We start from the raw sequence: 13,311 nt of genomic DNA on the forward strand, positions 1-13,311 counted from the left end.
ATTGTATGAGTTAGTCAAATTATCATACAACAGCCGTCATTACCCAGGATGACTTTTTAAGTATACCTTTATGCCTATTTTATCTATCAGCATATGGCTTAAATAATGATTTCACATCATGCGGTTGGCATCGTAAATATTGCGGACTAATTTCAACCTCTGCTTTTAATTGAGCAGCAGCATGCCATGGCCACCTTGGATTAAATAGTATTGCCCTTGCGAGCCCGATTGCATCAGCTTTGCCTTGTTGTAAAACATCTTCCGCCTGTTGAGGTTCAGTGATCAGCCCAACAGCAATCACTGGAATGTCTACGTGTTTCTTGATTGCTTCCGCAAATGGAACTTGGTAATTAGGACCAATCTGAATATTTTGATCGACATGTAATCCACCAGATGATGCATGGATATAAACTGCACCAAGTTTTTCTAATGCCTTTGATAACCCAATTGAGTCATCAATATCCCATCCCTTTTCTTGCTCCATCCAGTCTGTTGCAGACAAACGAACACCGATTGGATAGTTGTCTGGAACAGCATTTTTGATCGCCTGAAAAACCTCTAAAGTTAGACGAATGCGATTCTCAAAACTTCCACCATATTCATCTGTTCTTCGATTAGATAAAGGGGACATAAATTGATGTAATAGATAACCATGAGCCGCGTGGACTTCGATGAGATCAAAACCTGCATCTACAGATCTGACTGCTGCAGTTGCAAAGTTATCGATAATTTTTTTGATTTCCTCGATACTTAATTCATGAGGAGCCTGATCATCTGGATTAAATGGTAAATCACTTGCAGATACCGTTTGCCAGCCATGTTCATGATTCGATGAGAATTGACCACGTCCCAACCATGGTTTATCAGTTGAAGCTTTACGTCCCGCGTGCGCTAACTGAATGGCGATTGGCGTTGGAGCAATCGCTTTTACCTTATCAATCAATGCTTTTAATTGTGCACGTTGTAAATCATTCCACAACCCTAAATCTGCAAAGCTGATACGACCTACAGCTTGTACCGCAGTTGCTTCAATAATATATAATCCAGCACCCGACAATGCATAACTCGCCCATTGTTGTTCGTGCCAAAAACTATGCTCCCCTGCTTCATTCGCAGAATACTGACACATGGGAGCAATAATAATTCTATTTTTGAGTGATAAATTTCCGAATTGAATTGGCTCAAATAATTTTGCCACACTGAATCTCCCTGATTTTAAATTGATTTATTTGTAACAGTGTACAACGCATTTACGTGATAAATCATCTAAGTTCATTTCATCATTGAATGCTTTAAAAAACATTTTAAAACTTAACCATGAAGGCACTAGATGGATTGTGTATCATATTCTGTTCAAGCGTAATATCTTGTAGTTCACTCGATGCTGCTTGCAATATCCTCATATAACCCAATATTTTTCTACTCGCCCATTTAACAGAGTTTCCATGCCTGAATTACCTGAAGTTGAAACCACTAAAACCAGCTTGCTCCCTTTGCTGAATCAAAAAGTACTTTCTGTTCAAGTCAATAATTCAAGTCTGAGATGGCCTATACCAAATGATGTAAATCAATTGGTCGGTCAACGACTGATAGGGCTAACACGTCGATCCAAATATATTTTGGCACAATTTGAAAATGCGACCATGTTATGGCACTTGGGAATGTCAGGAAGCTTTCGTTTAAGCGATTCACGTGATGCGCTGAGAAAACATGATCATTTCATCATACAATTCGATGATATCCAATTACGCTACCACGATCCTCGTCGTTTTGGTTGCATTTTATGGCTAGATGATCATGCTCAAACCAAACTTTTAGATACGCTTGGACCTGAACCTTTAAGTGAATCTTTCAATGCTGACTATCTAGAGCAGAAATTTAAAAATAAGAGCGTTGCAGTCAAAGTTGCAATTATGGATAACCACATTGTTGTGGGTGTTGGAAATATTTACGCAACTGAAAGTCTGTTTAATTTGGGCATTCATCCTGCACAACCCGCCTCTAGTCTTACACGGCCACAAATTGAAAAATTTGTCATTGAAATCAAACGAATCCTTAAGCAAGCAATTGATTTAGGCGGATCTACTTTACGTGATTACACCAATGCCATGGGCGAAAATGGCTACTTTCAACAAACGCTATTGGCTTATGGGCGCGCTGGTGAAATGTGCATCAACTGTGAAACAACTTTAGAAAATATTAAACTCGGGCAACGTGCTTCTGTTTTTTGCCCTGAGTGTCAACCGCTTAAGCGACCTCAAGCCTCAAAGAATCCTGTATCAAAGGTAAAATCCAAATGAAATCAGCAATTGTTCGGCATATTTTAGTCAAAGATAAAGACCTGTGTATCCAACTTAAACAAAAGCTTAAAGAAGGTGCTGATTTTACTAAAATTGCTAAGCAACACTCAACTTGTCCCTCAGGAAAAAAAGGAGGGGAATTAGGTGAGGTTAAGAAAGGACAATTGGTTGGTCCTATCGATAAGGCAGTTTTTAGTTTGGCTGAACGTGAATTACATGGACCAATTAAGAGTCAATTCGGCTGGCATTTACTCGAAATTAAATTTCGTATGGATTTTTAAACTTCTTGGATTTCCCTCTCCTTTTAGGAGATGAGAAGCATCGCTTCGCAAGGGAGAGCTAAGAATCAATACCTCCCAGCCTCCCTTTGACAAAGGGGGATTTAAAAAAAATGATGAGATATAAAAAACGGCGCATTTAGCGCCGTTTTCATTGTAAAAGCATTAACCTTTACGTTTTAATTCGTCACGAATTTCACGAAGTAATTCAATATCTTCTGGAGTAGCTTCAGGTGCTGGAGCTTCCTCCTCTTGCTTACGACGCATTTTATTCATCAATTTCACTAACCAGAATACCACCCATGCAAGCAGGATAAAGTTGATGAGAATCGTCAAGAAATTACCGTAAGCCAAAACATTTAAACCCGCTTCTTGAGCGGCAGCAAGCGTTGTAAGGTTATTTGGATTATCGCCTAATACAACAAACCAGTTTGAATAATCAACATCACCGCCTAAGATCCAACTGATAATTGGCATGATGACATCTTTCACCATTGAATCGATGATTTTACCAAACGCCCCACCAATGATCACACCGACCGCCAGATCCATTACATTGCCTTTCACGGCAAATTCTTTAAACTCTTTAATAATGCTCATTTTTTCTCCAAAATTTTTCTATGCATTAATGTGACATAATATACATTATTCTTAATGATATTTCCGTCCAAACTCGTTGGTTTTCCACCAAAATCATAAGTATCTCTGTTTAAATAAACAAGATCTTGACCGAATCAACTACAACAATTCAACAACTTTTATTTCATCTATTGAATGATGGAGTCAAGATATAAAAAAACCGCTCAAAAGAGCGGTTTTTTTATTTAAATCAATTAAGATTTATTACGTTTACGTTCGTTTTCAGTCAACCAACGCTTACGAATACGAATTGATTTAGGTGTAACTTCAACAAGCTCATCATCTTGAATAAATTCAAGTGCTTGTTCTAACGTATATTCAATCGCAGGAACAAGTGTTAATGCATCATCAGTACCTGATGCACGAACGTTTGTTAATTGTTTCGCTTTAGTTGGGTTTACAACCATATCGTCTGAACGAGAGTTGATACCAATGATCATACCTTCGTAAACTTCTAACTGAGGTTTAGCGAATAGACGACCACGGTCTTGTAAACTGAACAATGCATAGCCCAAGCATGTACCTTGAACCATAGAAATCAACACACCGTTTTGACGTTTTGCAACAGAACCTTGTTTCATTGGTCCATAGTGCGAGAAACTTGAGGTCATGATCCCAGTACCTGAAGTCATGGTCATGAATTCTGAACGGAAACCAATCAAGCCACGTGAAGGTACAGTTGCTTCAATACGAATACGACCTTTACCGTCGACTTCCATATTGGTCATTTCACCTTTACGGTTACCCATTTGTTCCATTACAGCACCTTGATGCTGTTCTTCTACGTCAAATGTTACGTTTTCGTATGGCTCTTGCATTTCGCCGTCAATCTCTTTCAAGATTACTTGCGGACGAGATACACCCATCTCGAAGCCTTCACGACGCATGTTTTCGATCAATACCGAAAGGTGAAGTTCACCACGGCCCGACACTTTAAAACGGTCAGGACTGTCAGTATCTTCTACACGAAGTGCTACGTTGTGAATTAATTCGCGATCAAGACGTTCACGGATGTTACGTGAGGTCACAAACTTACCTTCTTTACCGGCGAATGGTGAGTTGTTAACTTGGAATGTCATCGATACTGTAGGCTCATCTACAGAAAGCGGTGGCAATGCTTCAACATGTTTAGGATCACAAATCGTGTCAGAGATATGAAGTTCGTCCATACCTGTTACACATACGATGTCACCTGCAGAAGCAGATTCAACGTCAATACGCTCCAAACCATGGTAACCCATGATTTTTAAGATACGACCGTTACGTGTTTTACCATCTTTGTCGATTACCGTTACAGGTGTGTTCAATTTCACTGAACCACGTTGGATACGACCCACACCAATAACACCAACGAAGCTGTTATAGTCAAGTGAAGACACTTGCATTTGGAATGGACCATCAACATCCACTGCTGGCGGCTCAACGATGTCTACGATTGTTTGGAACAACGGAGTCATGTCTTCAGCCAATTCTTCTGGTGAAGGACCTGCTACACCACGAAGACCAGAAGCATAAACCACAGGGAAGTCTAACTGTTCGTCAGTACCACCAAGGTTATCAAATAAATCGAATACTTGATCGATTACCCAGTCAGGACGCGCATTAGGCTTGTCAACTTTGTTGATAATTACGATTGGTTTCAAACCACGTGCGAACGCTTTTTGCGTTACGAAACGAGTTTGTGGCATTGGACCTTCTTGTGAGTCTACCAAAAGAAGTACACAGTCAACCATCGACATTACACGTTCAACTTCACCACCGAAGTCGGCGTGTCCCGGGGTATCCACGATATTGATACGGTATTCAGTATCAGTACGTTTATCTAACCATTTGATTGCAGTGTTTTTTGCAAGAATGGTAATACCACGTTCACTTTCAATAGCGCCTGAATCCATGACACGCTCGATCTCACCCGCGCGTTCACCCAAAGCACCTGATTGTTGTAAAAGTTTGTCGACAAGAGTCGTTTTACCATGGTCGACGTGTGCGATGATGGCAATATTACGGAGAGTTTTAATATCTGACATGTAAATTCGATACGCTTTAAATTTGAGGGCAAATTATACAGAAAAATCCTAAACTTTTATAGTGACTGTTTCTTTACAATTTCATTTTTTTTTGACGAATGGTTATGTTTCGGTTTTGTAAACGCATGTAACTCGATTAGAATGTCGGCACTTTCGCTTAATCTAGATGGTATAGACCATGTCTGCTCCCGACCAATCTCAAGAACCGAAACTCGATCTTGTTTATGGTTTAGACGATAAACCAAAACCGTTCATCGCTTTTCTCGCTGCCATTCAGCATTTACTTGCCATTATTGTTCCGATTGTTACTCCTGGTCTATTGATCTGTTTGGCTTTAGGTGTTTCTAAAGAAGATACAAACATGATCCTCTCCATGTCATTGGTGATTTCAGGTATTGCGACATTCTTACAAAGTAAAAAGGTTGGTCCTTTCGGTGCAGGCTTACTAATTGTTCAAGGTACAAGTTTTAACTTTATCGGTCCTATTATTGGGATTGGCTCAGCAATGGTTGCCGCGGGAACTCCAGTTGAAACTGTTATGGGTTCAATTTTTGGTGTCGTGATTGCAGGCTCATTCATTGAAATGGGAGTTTCACGCATATTACCATGGGTGAAAAAACTCATTACTCCACTTGTGACTGGTATTGTTGTACTTCTCATTGGCTTAACGTTGATTAAAGAAGGTTTAATCTCAATGGGTGGTGGTTACCAAGCGATGGGGAATAACACTTTTGCCAATACAGACAATCTCATTATGTCTTGTACTGTTTTGGCATTAATCATTCTCTTAAACCGCTTAAATGTTACATGGGTTAAGAGTAGTGCGATATTAATTGCACTGATCGTAGGTTATGCGCTAGCAGGCTTCATGGGCCATTTAGATTTTTCTGGCTTAGAAAATGCACCTTTGGTTCAAATCCCTACACCAATGCACTTTGGCTTAGACTTCTCTTGGAGTTTATTTATACCAATGGCATTTATTTATCTGGTTACTTCATTAGAGGCGATTGGTGATATCACCGCGACCTCTAAGTTGTCTAATCAGCCTGTTGATGGTCCGAAATGGATGGAGCGCATTAAAGGTGGTGTACTCGTCAACGGTGCAAACTCCTTACTCGCAGGCTTATTTAATACTTTCCCGAGTTCTGTTTTTGCTCAAAACAACGGAGTAATCCAATTAACTGGTGTCGCTAGTCGCCACGTGGGTATATGGATCGCTGCTCTATTAGTTATTTTGGGTTTACTACCAGCAGTGGCTGCCATCATCCAAGCTGTTCCTCAAGCTGTACTGGGGGGCGCTGTCATGGTGATGTTTGGGGCTGTTGCAGCATCAGGGATTAATATCCTTTCTGGTATTCAGCTTGACCGCCGTGCATTGCTTATTATTGCAATTTCACTTGCTCTTGGTTTAGGTGTTGCTCAAGTTCCACAGATTCTTGAACATATGCCTGAACTCATTCGTAATATATTTAGCTCTGGTGTAGCAACTGGCGGCATTGCAGCCTTGATCTTGAACTTCGTTCTACCTGAAGCAAAGAAATAATTTAGATTGAATCAAAGACTGCCCAGCATTGTCTGGGCTCTTTTATTCTGTGGAGAAATATATGGTTCCTCAAAGTGAAGTTGTTATTCGTCAACATAACTTTCTGAAAGGTCGAATATTATTAGTCAATGCACCAACTGATGACTTAAGCACTCAGCTCGATAAAAATATTCAGGCTTCAGTATGGACATGGAATTATAACGACTTTCTATTTTTCCAAAATCAAAATATTCCTGTTCATTTTGGGACGGATATCCCTGAAGCAGAATATGATCAAGTTATTGTTTTTGTGCCTAAAGCCAAAGAGCTTTTGAATTACTTACTACACAGTGTGGTATTAAAACTCGGTCTTGGTGGATCAATTTTTCTTGTGGGTGAAAAAAAAGGTGGCGTTGAACGAGCAGCAAAACAACTCGCTCCATTTGGCAAATGTGTCAAACTAGACAGCGCTCGTCATTGTCAAATGTGGCAATTAATTATCGATCAGACTCCTACGCCTCGAGCTTTAGAAAATTGGGCTCAACAATATACAATTCAAACACCGAATGGCGAATTACAGATTTATGCTTTACCTGGTGTATTTAGTCAAAATAAACTTGATATTGGTACAGCTGTATTTCTCCCCTACCTCAATCGAGTGAGTTCAGGTAAAATCGCTGACTTCGGTTGTGGTGCTGGCATTATCAGTGCATATTTAGCCAAATTGAATCCCAAAAATCGTATTTTTGCGCTTGATGTGGATGCTTTTGCGCTCGCCTCCACCCGCCTAACATTTGAAAAAAATAATTTGTCACCAGAACAGCTCGAAATCAAAGCTGTGACTGGCATTGAAGATGCGCCACTATTTTTACATGCCATCGTCAGTAACCCTCCTTTCCACCAGGGTATATACACTGATTACAATGCGAGTGAGAATCTTTGTAAGACATCACGTCGCCATCTAAAATCTGGTGGTGAACTTTGGATCGTGGCAAATCGTTTTTTAAACTACCCAACTCTCATTGAGCAAAATTTTGGTCAATGTGAAACTTTGACTGATCAACAAGGCTTTAAAGTACTGTTTGCAAGTACTCAAAAGAAATCATAAGGAACTTTCGATGAGCGAAACCGGTCAACTTAAGCGAAAGCTTGGAGCACGCCATCTTAATATGATCGCCATTGGTGGTTCTATCGGTACAGGACTATTCCTAGCTTCGGGTGCAACAATTGCCAATGCGGGCCCTGGTGGTGCATTACTTGCCTATTGTTTAATTGGCGTAATGATTTACTTCCTCATGACCAGCTTAGGCGAACTCGCAACACACAATCCAACATCAGGTGCTTTCTTCACCTATGGCACCAAATATGTCGAAGGTGGGTTTGGATTCGCACTAGGCTGGAACTATTGGTACAACTGGGCGATAACCGTCGCATTTGAACTTGTTGCAGTTCAATTCATCATGAAATTTTGGTTTCCTGATATCCCAGGTTTCTATTGGAGTGCCATTTTCCTTGCTATCGTTTTTGGTATTAACGCCTTAACAGTCAAAGGTTTTGGTGAGTCTGAGTTCTTTTTCTCACTCATTAAAGTTCTTGCCATCATTGCATTTATCATCATTGGTATTTTCATGATTGCCAAAATCATGATGACACCCAATGTTGCAACTTTCGCAAATTGGTCAAAGGGTGAAGCGCCATTTGTAGGTGGTTTGTCAGCATTAATTGGTGTCGCGATGATCGCAGGATTCTCATTTCAAGGTACTGAAATGGTTGGTGTTGCCGCTGGTGAGTCGAAAGATCCGAAGAAAACCATTCCTATTGCGATTAAACAGATCTTCTGGCGGATTCTCTTATTCTATATCGTTTGTATTTTTATTATCGGTACATTGATTGCGTATGATGATCCTCGTCTAATGCAAGCTGCTTCAGATGAGAATATTGCATTATCACCTTTTACTTTACTCTATGAACAAGCAGGCTTTGCTTTCGCTGCAAGTGTCATGAATGCAGTCATTCTTACGGCTATCCTTTCTGCCGGAAATTCAGGAATGTACTCTTCCACACGAATGCTGTTTGATATGGCAAAAAATGGAAGTGCACCCAAAGTTTTCTCCAAACTTGATGGCCGCGGTGTACCAATGAATGCACTTTATGCTACGACAGCAATCGCAGCACTATGCTTCTTGACGACATTTATTGGTGAAGAGGAAGTATTTAATTGGCTTCTGAATATGTCTGGTATGTGTGGCTTTATCGTATGGCTCGGTATCGCAATCTCTCATTACCGATTCAGGAAAGGCTATTTGGCTCAAGGATATAAGTTAGAAGATTTAGCATATCGTGCAAAATTTTTCCCTTTTGCACCGTGGTTCGCTTTTATTTTGTGTGCAATCGTGGTGTTAGGTCAAAATTATCAAGCCGTACTTGATGGGGAGTGGATCGCAGTAGTCTCCACATATATTGGGATCTTCTTATTCTTAGCAATATGGCTAGTGTATAAGTTCAAGTACAAAACCAAGTTGATTCAATATCAAGATATGGATGTAAAACCAATTCAAGTCGATCAAGACTAATAAAATAAAAAAACAGCTCAAATTGAGCTGTTTTTTTATTGTTAGATTATGATCTTATTGTATTTTTAAGGTTAAATTCACTCGACGATTCAATGCTCGACCCTCTTCTGTCGTGTTATCCGCAATTGGCTGATTTGGGCCATAGCCTTGTGTCGAAATCTGTTTAGGATCAACATTATATTGCATCACCAATTCATTACGCACAGCATTTGCTCGCTCAAGAGATACTTTTTGATTCGCTGATACTGACCCTCGATTATCTGTATGTCCATCCACTTGAAGTATAAAACTTTTATTCTGCGCCAAAACTTTTGAAGCTGCTGTTAAATAAGGTTGATACCGAACATCAATTTGACGGGAATTGTGATTAAAGTAGAGCGGTAAACCTTGTTTTAATTCATTTAATATCTTTTGATCCAAGTCTTGTACACCAGTAGTTGATTGCATCTTTGTCGTTGTGCAAGCCGTCAAAGTTAAAGCAATGCATAAGCTTGCTATTAAACTATATTTCATCTTTATTCTCATTGTGTTGTTCATTATATTTTGTGAAATATATCACATTATTTAAAAAAGAGTTAAAAAAAACAGCTCCGAAGAGCTGTTCTTAATAATCAATTAAAGATTATTGTGCTGCTTGAGGTTGAGCAACTACTGTACGGCTACCAGAAATCGTAGCGAATACACGACGGTTCATCGCACGACCTTCTTTAGTTGCGTTATCAGCAATTGGTTGATCCCAAGCGAAACCTTGAGTCGCTAAACGAGAAGCGTCAATGTTGTATTCGCTTACAAGAGCAGATTTCACAGAGTTAGCACGAGCTAAAGATAAACGTTCGTTCAACGCACGTGGACCAGTATTATCAGTGTGACCTTCAATACGAGCAGTTGCATTTGGATATTCGTTTAATTTTTCAGCTACTTTAGCAATTTCAGGCTTGTACTGATCTTTGATGTTAGACTTGTTCGTATCGAAGAATACGCGAAGTTCCATGTTAAGATCTTCAGTCAACTCTTGTGGAGCTGGTTGAACTGGAGCTGGAGCTGGTTGAACTGGAGCAACTTCTACTACTTCAGCAGCAGGCTTCAAGTGACCGCCTAAAACTACGTTAAGACCAGCAAGTGCTGTGTAGTTCCAGAAATCTTCGTCGATGTTATAAGTTGCACGAGCTTCTGTACGAAGAGATAGAGCATCATTTAAGCGCCAGAAAGCACCTACACCTGCATTACCTAAAGTACCTTCGTCATCTTTAAGATTTACACCATCGTATTCATATTTGTAGTGACCAGCACCCAAAAGAACGTATGGCTTAATTTTGCTGTCATAGTTCTTAGTGATTAAATCAGAAGTAACATAGAAGTTACCATTGATTTGAGTTTGCTTGTACTCGCCAACATCATTACCAGTAATTGTGCCTTCGATATCACCTTTTACTTGGTTATATTCAGCTTCAAAACCCAACCATGGAGTAAGTTCAATACCTAACGCAGCACCAACGAATAAATCGTCTTGTAATTCGATAATGCTGTCAGATAAGTGATCAGCAGCACCGTTGTTGTGTTGAGTGTCTTGGAATGTGTAACCCACTAATAGTGGAGTAACAGTTACACCAGCATTAGCAGCAGCGAATGGAGCAGCAACAAGCATAGCAAGTGCGATACGACTCAATTTCATGGATATCCTCCAGAGATAACAATTGTTTTTCAAGCTCAGCCTAAAATAATTATGGCTTCCTGAGATAGGCTTTTTTATACCCCAGTATTTTTTTTAAGCTACTCATGTTGAATCATACAAACACTTAAAGTGAATTCCAAGTGTTTGATTACTTTAATCAAGTAAATTATTGACAAAATTACTTACAATTTCCGTTGTAATTCGGTAATTTTTTACTCAATTTATCCGCATGAATAACTTATCTTTTCATTTTTGGTATATTAACAGCATTCAAAGGTGATAGTAATCATTTTTTAGCACTTCAGCTTATAATATAACTTCACCAAGATTATCTATAAATTCAAATAATTAACAAATACTAGAAGCTTTAAAATGTATTCCTATTGTAAATCTCTTGCTTTTACCCTTTTAGAACTCATTTTCACGATCGTCATTATTAGTATTCTTGTGATGATAGCACTCCCTCATTATCATGAATTTCGTGAAAATCAAGAAAGGGCGCAAATTCTTAGCACGGTACGGCAAGCCATCAGCCAAGCTAAAGCCAATGCTGTAAGTTACCGAAGCCCTGTGATGATCTGTGCTTCTCAAGATTTAAAATCGTGTAAGAACAGTCAATGGCATAAAGGGTTTATCATCTTTCTAGATCAGAATCACAATCAACAATTCGATCCTCACGAAAAGCTTATTCAAGCAACTTCGACAGATTACCAATATGGTGATTTCAGTTGGAAAGGTGGTGTTACCAGCAAGAATACGATCACCTTCCAACCAGACTCTGGTTTACCACGTGGATCAATGGGACATTTTAAATACTGTGCACATTCAAATAAATCAAATCTAATCGTTAGACTTTCAATGATGGGACAGACTCGTCTTGAAGAAACTAAGACATGTGAATGACAACTTATCAGTCACATTTTACACACTATAGCCAATATTAATTGGCCTGATATTACATATACTCAAGCTGTAAAACAAAGCTAAATAAATTGGAGAGAATAATGACTGATATCGTCATCCTTAATGGTGCACGTACGGCAATGGGCGGCTTTCAGGGAAGTTTATCAAGTGTGACTGCACCAGAACTGGGTGCAGTGACCATTAAAGAGGCTATCTCACGCTCGGGTTTGCAGCCAGCAGACATTGAAGAAGTCATTATGGGTTGCGTTTTGCCTGCAGGTTTAAAACAAGGCCCTGCTCGCCAAGCCATGCGCAAAGCTGGACTACCTGACTCGACAGGTGCAGTGACAATCAATAAATTATGTGGGTCAGGCATGAAAGCTGTGATGCAAGCAGCTGATATGATTAAAGCTGGTTCAGCAAATTTTGTGGTTGCAGGCGGTATGGAGTCTATGACCAACGCTCCTTACGTCTTACCTAAAGCACGTGGTGGTTACCGCATGGGTCACGGTGAAATCAAAGATCATATGTTCTTCGATGGTTTAGAAGATGCTGAAACTGGTCGTTTGATGGGCTCATTTGCTCAAGATATGGCCAACACTAAAGGCTATACCCGTGAGCAAATGGATGACTTTGCAATACGTTCATTAAAGCGTGCTCAAACTGCGATTACTGAAGGCTACTTCAACGATGAAATCGTCCCTGTTACTGTGTCAACTCGTAAAGGAGATGTCGTTGTAGATAAAGATGAGCAACCTTTTAACGCAAACATCGATAAAATACCAACACTTCGCCCAGCTTTTGCTAAAGATGGTACGATCACTGCTGCCAATGCCAGCTCGATCTCTGATGGTGCTTCAGCCTTGGTTATCAGTTCATCTGAACAAGCACATACAAAGGGTTTAAATCCTTTAGCCAAAATTGTGGCATATGCCTCTAATTCACAACATCCCTCTGAGTTTACGATTGCACCAGTCGGTGCAATCCAAAAGGTTCTCGATAAAACAGGTTGGAATGTCGCAGAAGTCGACCTTTGGGAAATCAACGAAGCTTTTGCAATGGTCACAATGTGTCCTATTGATGAGTTCAAACTCGACCCTGAAAAAGTAAATATCAACGGCGGAGCATGTGCTTTAGGACATCCAGTAGGATCTACAGGTTCACGGATTATTTTAACGTTAATCCATGCACTTAAACGCACAGGTGGTCAACGTGGTATTGCTGCGCTTTGTATCGGTGGTGGCGAAGCAACTGCAGTGGCGATTGAGTTAATCTAAAGCGTCTAAAGCCCCTATTTTTCAAAGAGGGGCTTGAGGGAGATTTAAATGATCAATCCTCCCCTAAACCCTTCTTGACTAAAGGAGGGTAAATAAAAAAGCCTCTACTTAGCTAGAGGC

At 39.9% G+C, this 13,311-nt stretch carries 12 protein-coding genes; 7 read left to right on the top strand and 5 right to left on the bottom strand.

Features of this window, described 5'->3' with window-relative positions:
• Nucleotides 1-79: 79 nt before the first annotated feature.
• Complete coding sequence (locus AC1M86_RS10635) at nt 80-1,198, bottom strand: NADH:flavin oxidoreductase/NADH oxidase (RefSeq protein WP_481587197.1); 1,119 nt, start codon at nt 1,196-1,198, stop codon at nt 80-82.
• 247 nt (nt 1,199-1,445) lie between these two features.
• Between AC1M86_RS10635 and mutM the strand changes: the two genes are divergently transcribed.
• Both mutM and AC1M86_RS10645 read left to right on the top strand, forming a co-directional pair.
• The gene (gene mutM / locus AC1M86_RS10640; protein ID WP_481587196.1) at nt 1,446-2,300 is read left to right on the top strand and encodes a bifunctional DNA-formamidopyrimidine glycosylase/DNA-(apurinic or apyrimidinic site) lyase; all 855 of its coding nucleotides are present in this window, start codon (nt 1,446-1,448) and stop codon (nt 2,298-2,300) included.
• Entirely contained in the window at nt 2,297-2,581 is a 285-nt protein-coding gene (locus AC1M86_RS10645) for a peptidylprolyl isomerase (RefSeq protein ID WP_481587195.1), read from the top strand. Before mutM ends, AC1M86_RS10645 begins: the two co-directional genes overlap by 4 nt.
• 162 nt (nt 2,582-2,743) lie before the next feature.
• Here the strand turns inward: AC1M86_RS10645 and mscL are convergent, their stop codons facing one another.
• Together mscL and typA are read right to left on the bottom strand one after the other, a co-directional pair.
• On the bottom strand, nt 2,744-3,178 hold the full coding sequence (gene mscL, locus AC1M86_RS10650) for a large conductance mechanosensitive channel protein MscL (RefSeq protein WP_035270698.1): 435 nt from the start codon (nt 3,176-3,178) through the stop codon (nt 2,744-2,746).
• Nucleotides 3,179-3,411: 233 nt separating this feature from the next.
• Nucleotides 3,412-5,244: a translational GTPase TypA gene (typA, locus tag AC1M86_RS10655; RefSeq protein WP_035270590.1), complete on the bottom strand. Its 1,833-nt coding sequence runs from the start codon at nt 5,242-5,244 to the stop codon at nt 3,412-3,414.
• Between the two features lie 178 nt (nt 5,245-5,422).
• Here typA and AC1M86_RS10660 point away from each other — a divergent pair, with 178 nt between their 5' ends.
• The 3 genes from AC1M86_RS10660 (at nt 5,423) to AC1M86_RS10670 (ending at nt 9,339) form a co-directional block, all read left to right on the top strand.
• Entirely contained in the window at nt 5,423-6,787 is a 1,365-nt protein-coding gene (locus tag AC1M86_RS10660) for a uracil-xanthine permease family protein (RefSeq protein ID WP_035270592.1), read from the top strand.
• A gap of 61 nt (nt 6,788-6,848) precedes the next feature.
• The gene (locus AC1M86_RS10665; RefSeq protein ID WP_481607919.1) at nt 6,849-7,874 is read left to right on the top strand and encodes a methyltransferase; all 1,026 of its coding nucleotides are present in this window, start codon (nt 6,849-6,851) and stop codon (nt 7,872-7,874) included.
• A gap of 10 nt (nt 7,875-7,884) precedes the next feature.
• Nucleotides 7,885-9,339, top strand: coding sequence for an amino acid permease (locus AC1M86_RS10670; RefSeq protein WP_092767523.1), 1,455 nt, complete (start codon nt 7,885-7,887; stop codon nt 9,337-9,339).
• Nucleotides 9,340-9,393: 54 nt separating this feature from the next.
• Here AC1M86_RS10670 and AC1M86_RS10675 read toward each other — a convergent pair whose 3' ends face one another.
• The gene (locus tag AC1M86_RS10675) at nt 9,394-9,852 is read right to left on the bottom strand and encodes an OmpA family protein (RefSeq protein WP_481607920.1); all 459 of its coding nucleotides are present in this window, start codon (nt 9,850-9,852) and stop codon (nt 9,394-9,396) included.
• A 109-nt stretch (nt 9,853-9,961) separates the two neighbouring features.
• Complete coding sequence (omp38, locus tag AC1M86_RS10680) at nt 9,962-11,011, bottom strand: outer membrane protein Omp38 (protein WP_481596050.1); 1,050 nt, start codon at nt 11,009-11,011, stop codon at nt 9,962-9,964.
• Nucleotides 11,012-11,383: 372 nt separating this feature from the next.
• Here omp38 and AC1M86_RS10685 point away from each other — a divergent pair, with 372 nt between their 5' ends.
• A complete protein-coding gene (locus AC1M86_RS10685) occupies nt 11,384-11,914 on the top strand; it encodes a GspH/FimT family pseudopilin (RefSeq protein WP_481607921.1) in 531 nt (176 codons plus the stop codon).
• 101 nt (nt 11,915-12,015) lie between these two features.
• Nucleotides 12,016-13,191 carry a thiolase family protein gene (locus tag AC1M86_RS10690; protein WP_481596048.1) on the top strand — a complete coding sequence of 392 codons (1,176 nt, stop codon included), beginning with the start codon at nt 12,016-12,018 and terminating at the stop codon, nt 13,189-13,191.
• Nucleotides 13,192-13,311 lie beyond the last annotated feature (120 nt).

It is taken from the genome of Acinetobacter sp. ANC_7654 (genome assembly GCF_056779855.1).

Excerpts from the sequence above, each read along its gene's own strand:
- AC1M86_RS10645 (WP_481587195.1), top strand. The coding sequence starts at position 2,297 with ATGAAATCAGCAATTGTTCGGCATATTTTAGTCAAAGATAAAGACCTG.
- AC1M86_RS10685 (WP_481607921.1), top strand. The coding sequence starts at position 11,384 with ATGTATTCCTATTGTAAATCTCTTGCTTTTACCCTTTTAGAACTCATT.
- AC1M86_RS10660 (WP_035270592.1), top strand. The coding sequence starts at position 5,423 with ATGTCTGCTCCCGACCAATCTCAAGAACCGAAACTCGATCTTGTTTAT.
- AC1M86_RS10690 (WP_481596048.1), top strand. The coding sequence starts at position 12,016 with ATGACTGATATCGTCATCCTTAATGGTGCACGTACGGCAATGGGCGGC.
- typA (WP_035270590.1), bottom strand. The coding sequence starts at position 5,244 with ATGTCAGATATTAAAACTCTCCGTAATATTGCCATCATCGCACACGTC.
- AC1M86_RS10670 (WP_092767523.1), top strand. The coding sequence starts at position 7,885 with ATGAGCGAAACCGGTCAACTTAAGCGAAAGCTTGGAGCACGCCATCTT.
- mutM (WP_481587196.1), top strand. The coding sequence starts at position 1,446 with ATGCCTGAATTACCTGAAGTTGAAACCACTAAAACCAGCTTGCTCCCT.
- mscL (WP_035270698.1), bottom strand. The coding sequence starts at position 3,178 with ATGAGCATTATTAAAGAGTTTAAAGAATTTGCCGTGAAAGGCAATGTA.
- AC1M86_RS10675 (WP_481607920.1), bottom strand. The coding sequence starts at position 9,852 with ATGAAATATAGTTTAATAGCAAGCTTATGCATTGCTTTAACTTTGACG.
- AC1M86_RS10665 (WP_481607919.1), top strand. The coding sequence starts at position 6,849 with ATGGTTCCTCAAAGTGAAGTTGTTATTCGTCAACATAACTTTCTGAAA.
- omp38 (WP_481596050.1), bottom strand. The coding sequence starts at position 11,011 with ATGAAATTGAGTCGTATCGCACTTGCTATGCTTGTTGCTGCTCCATTC.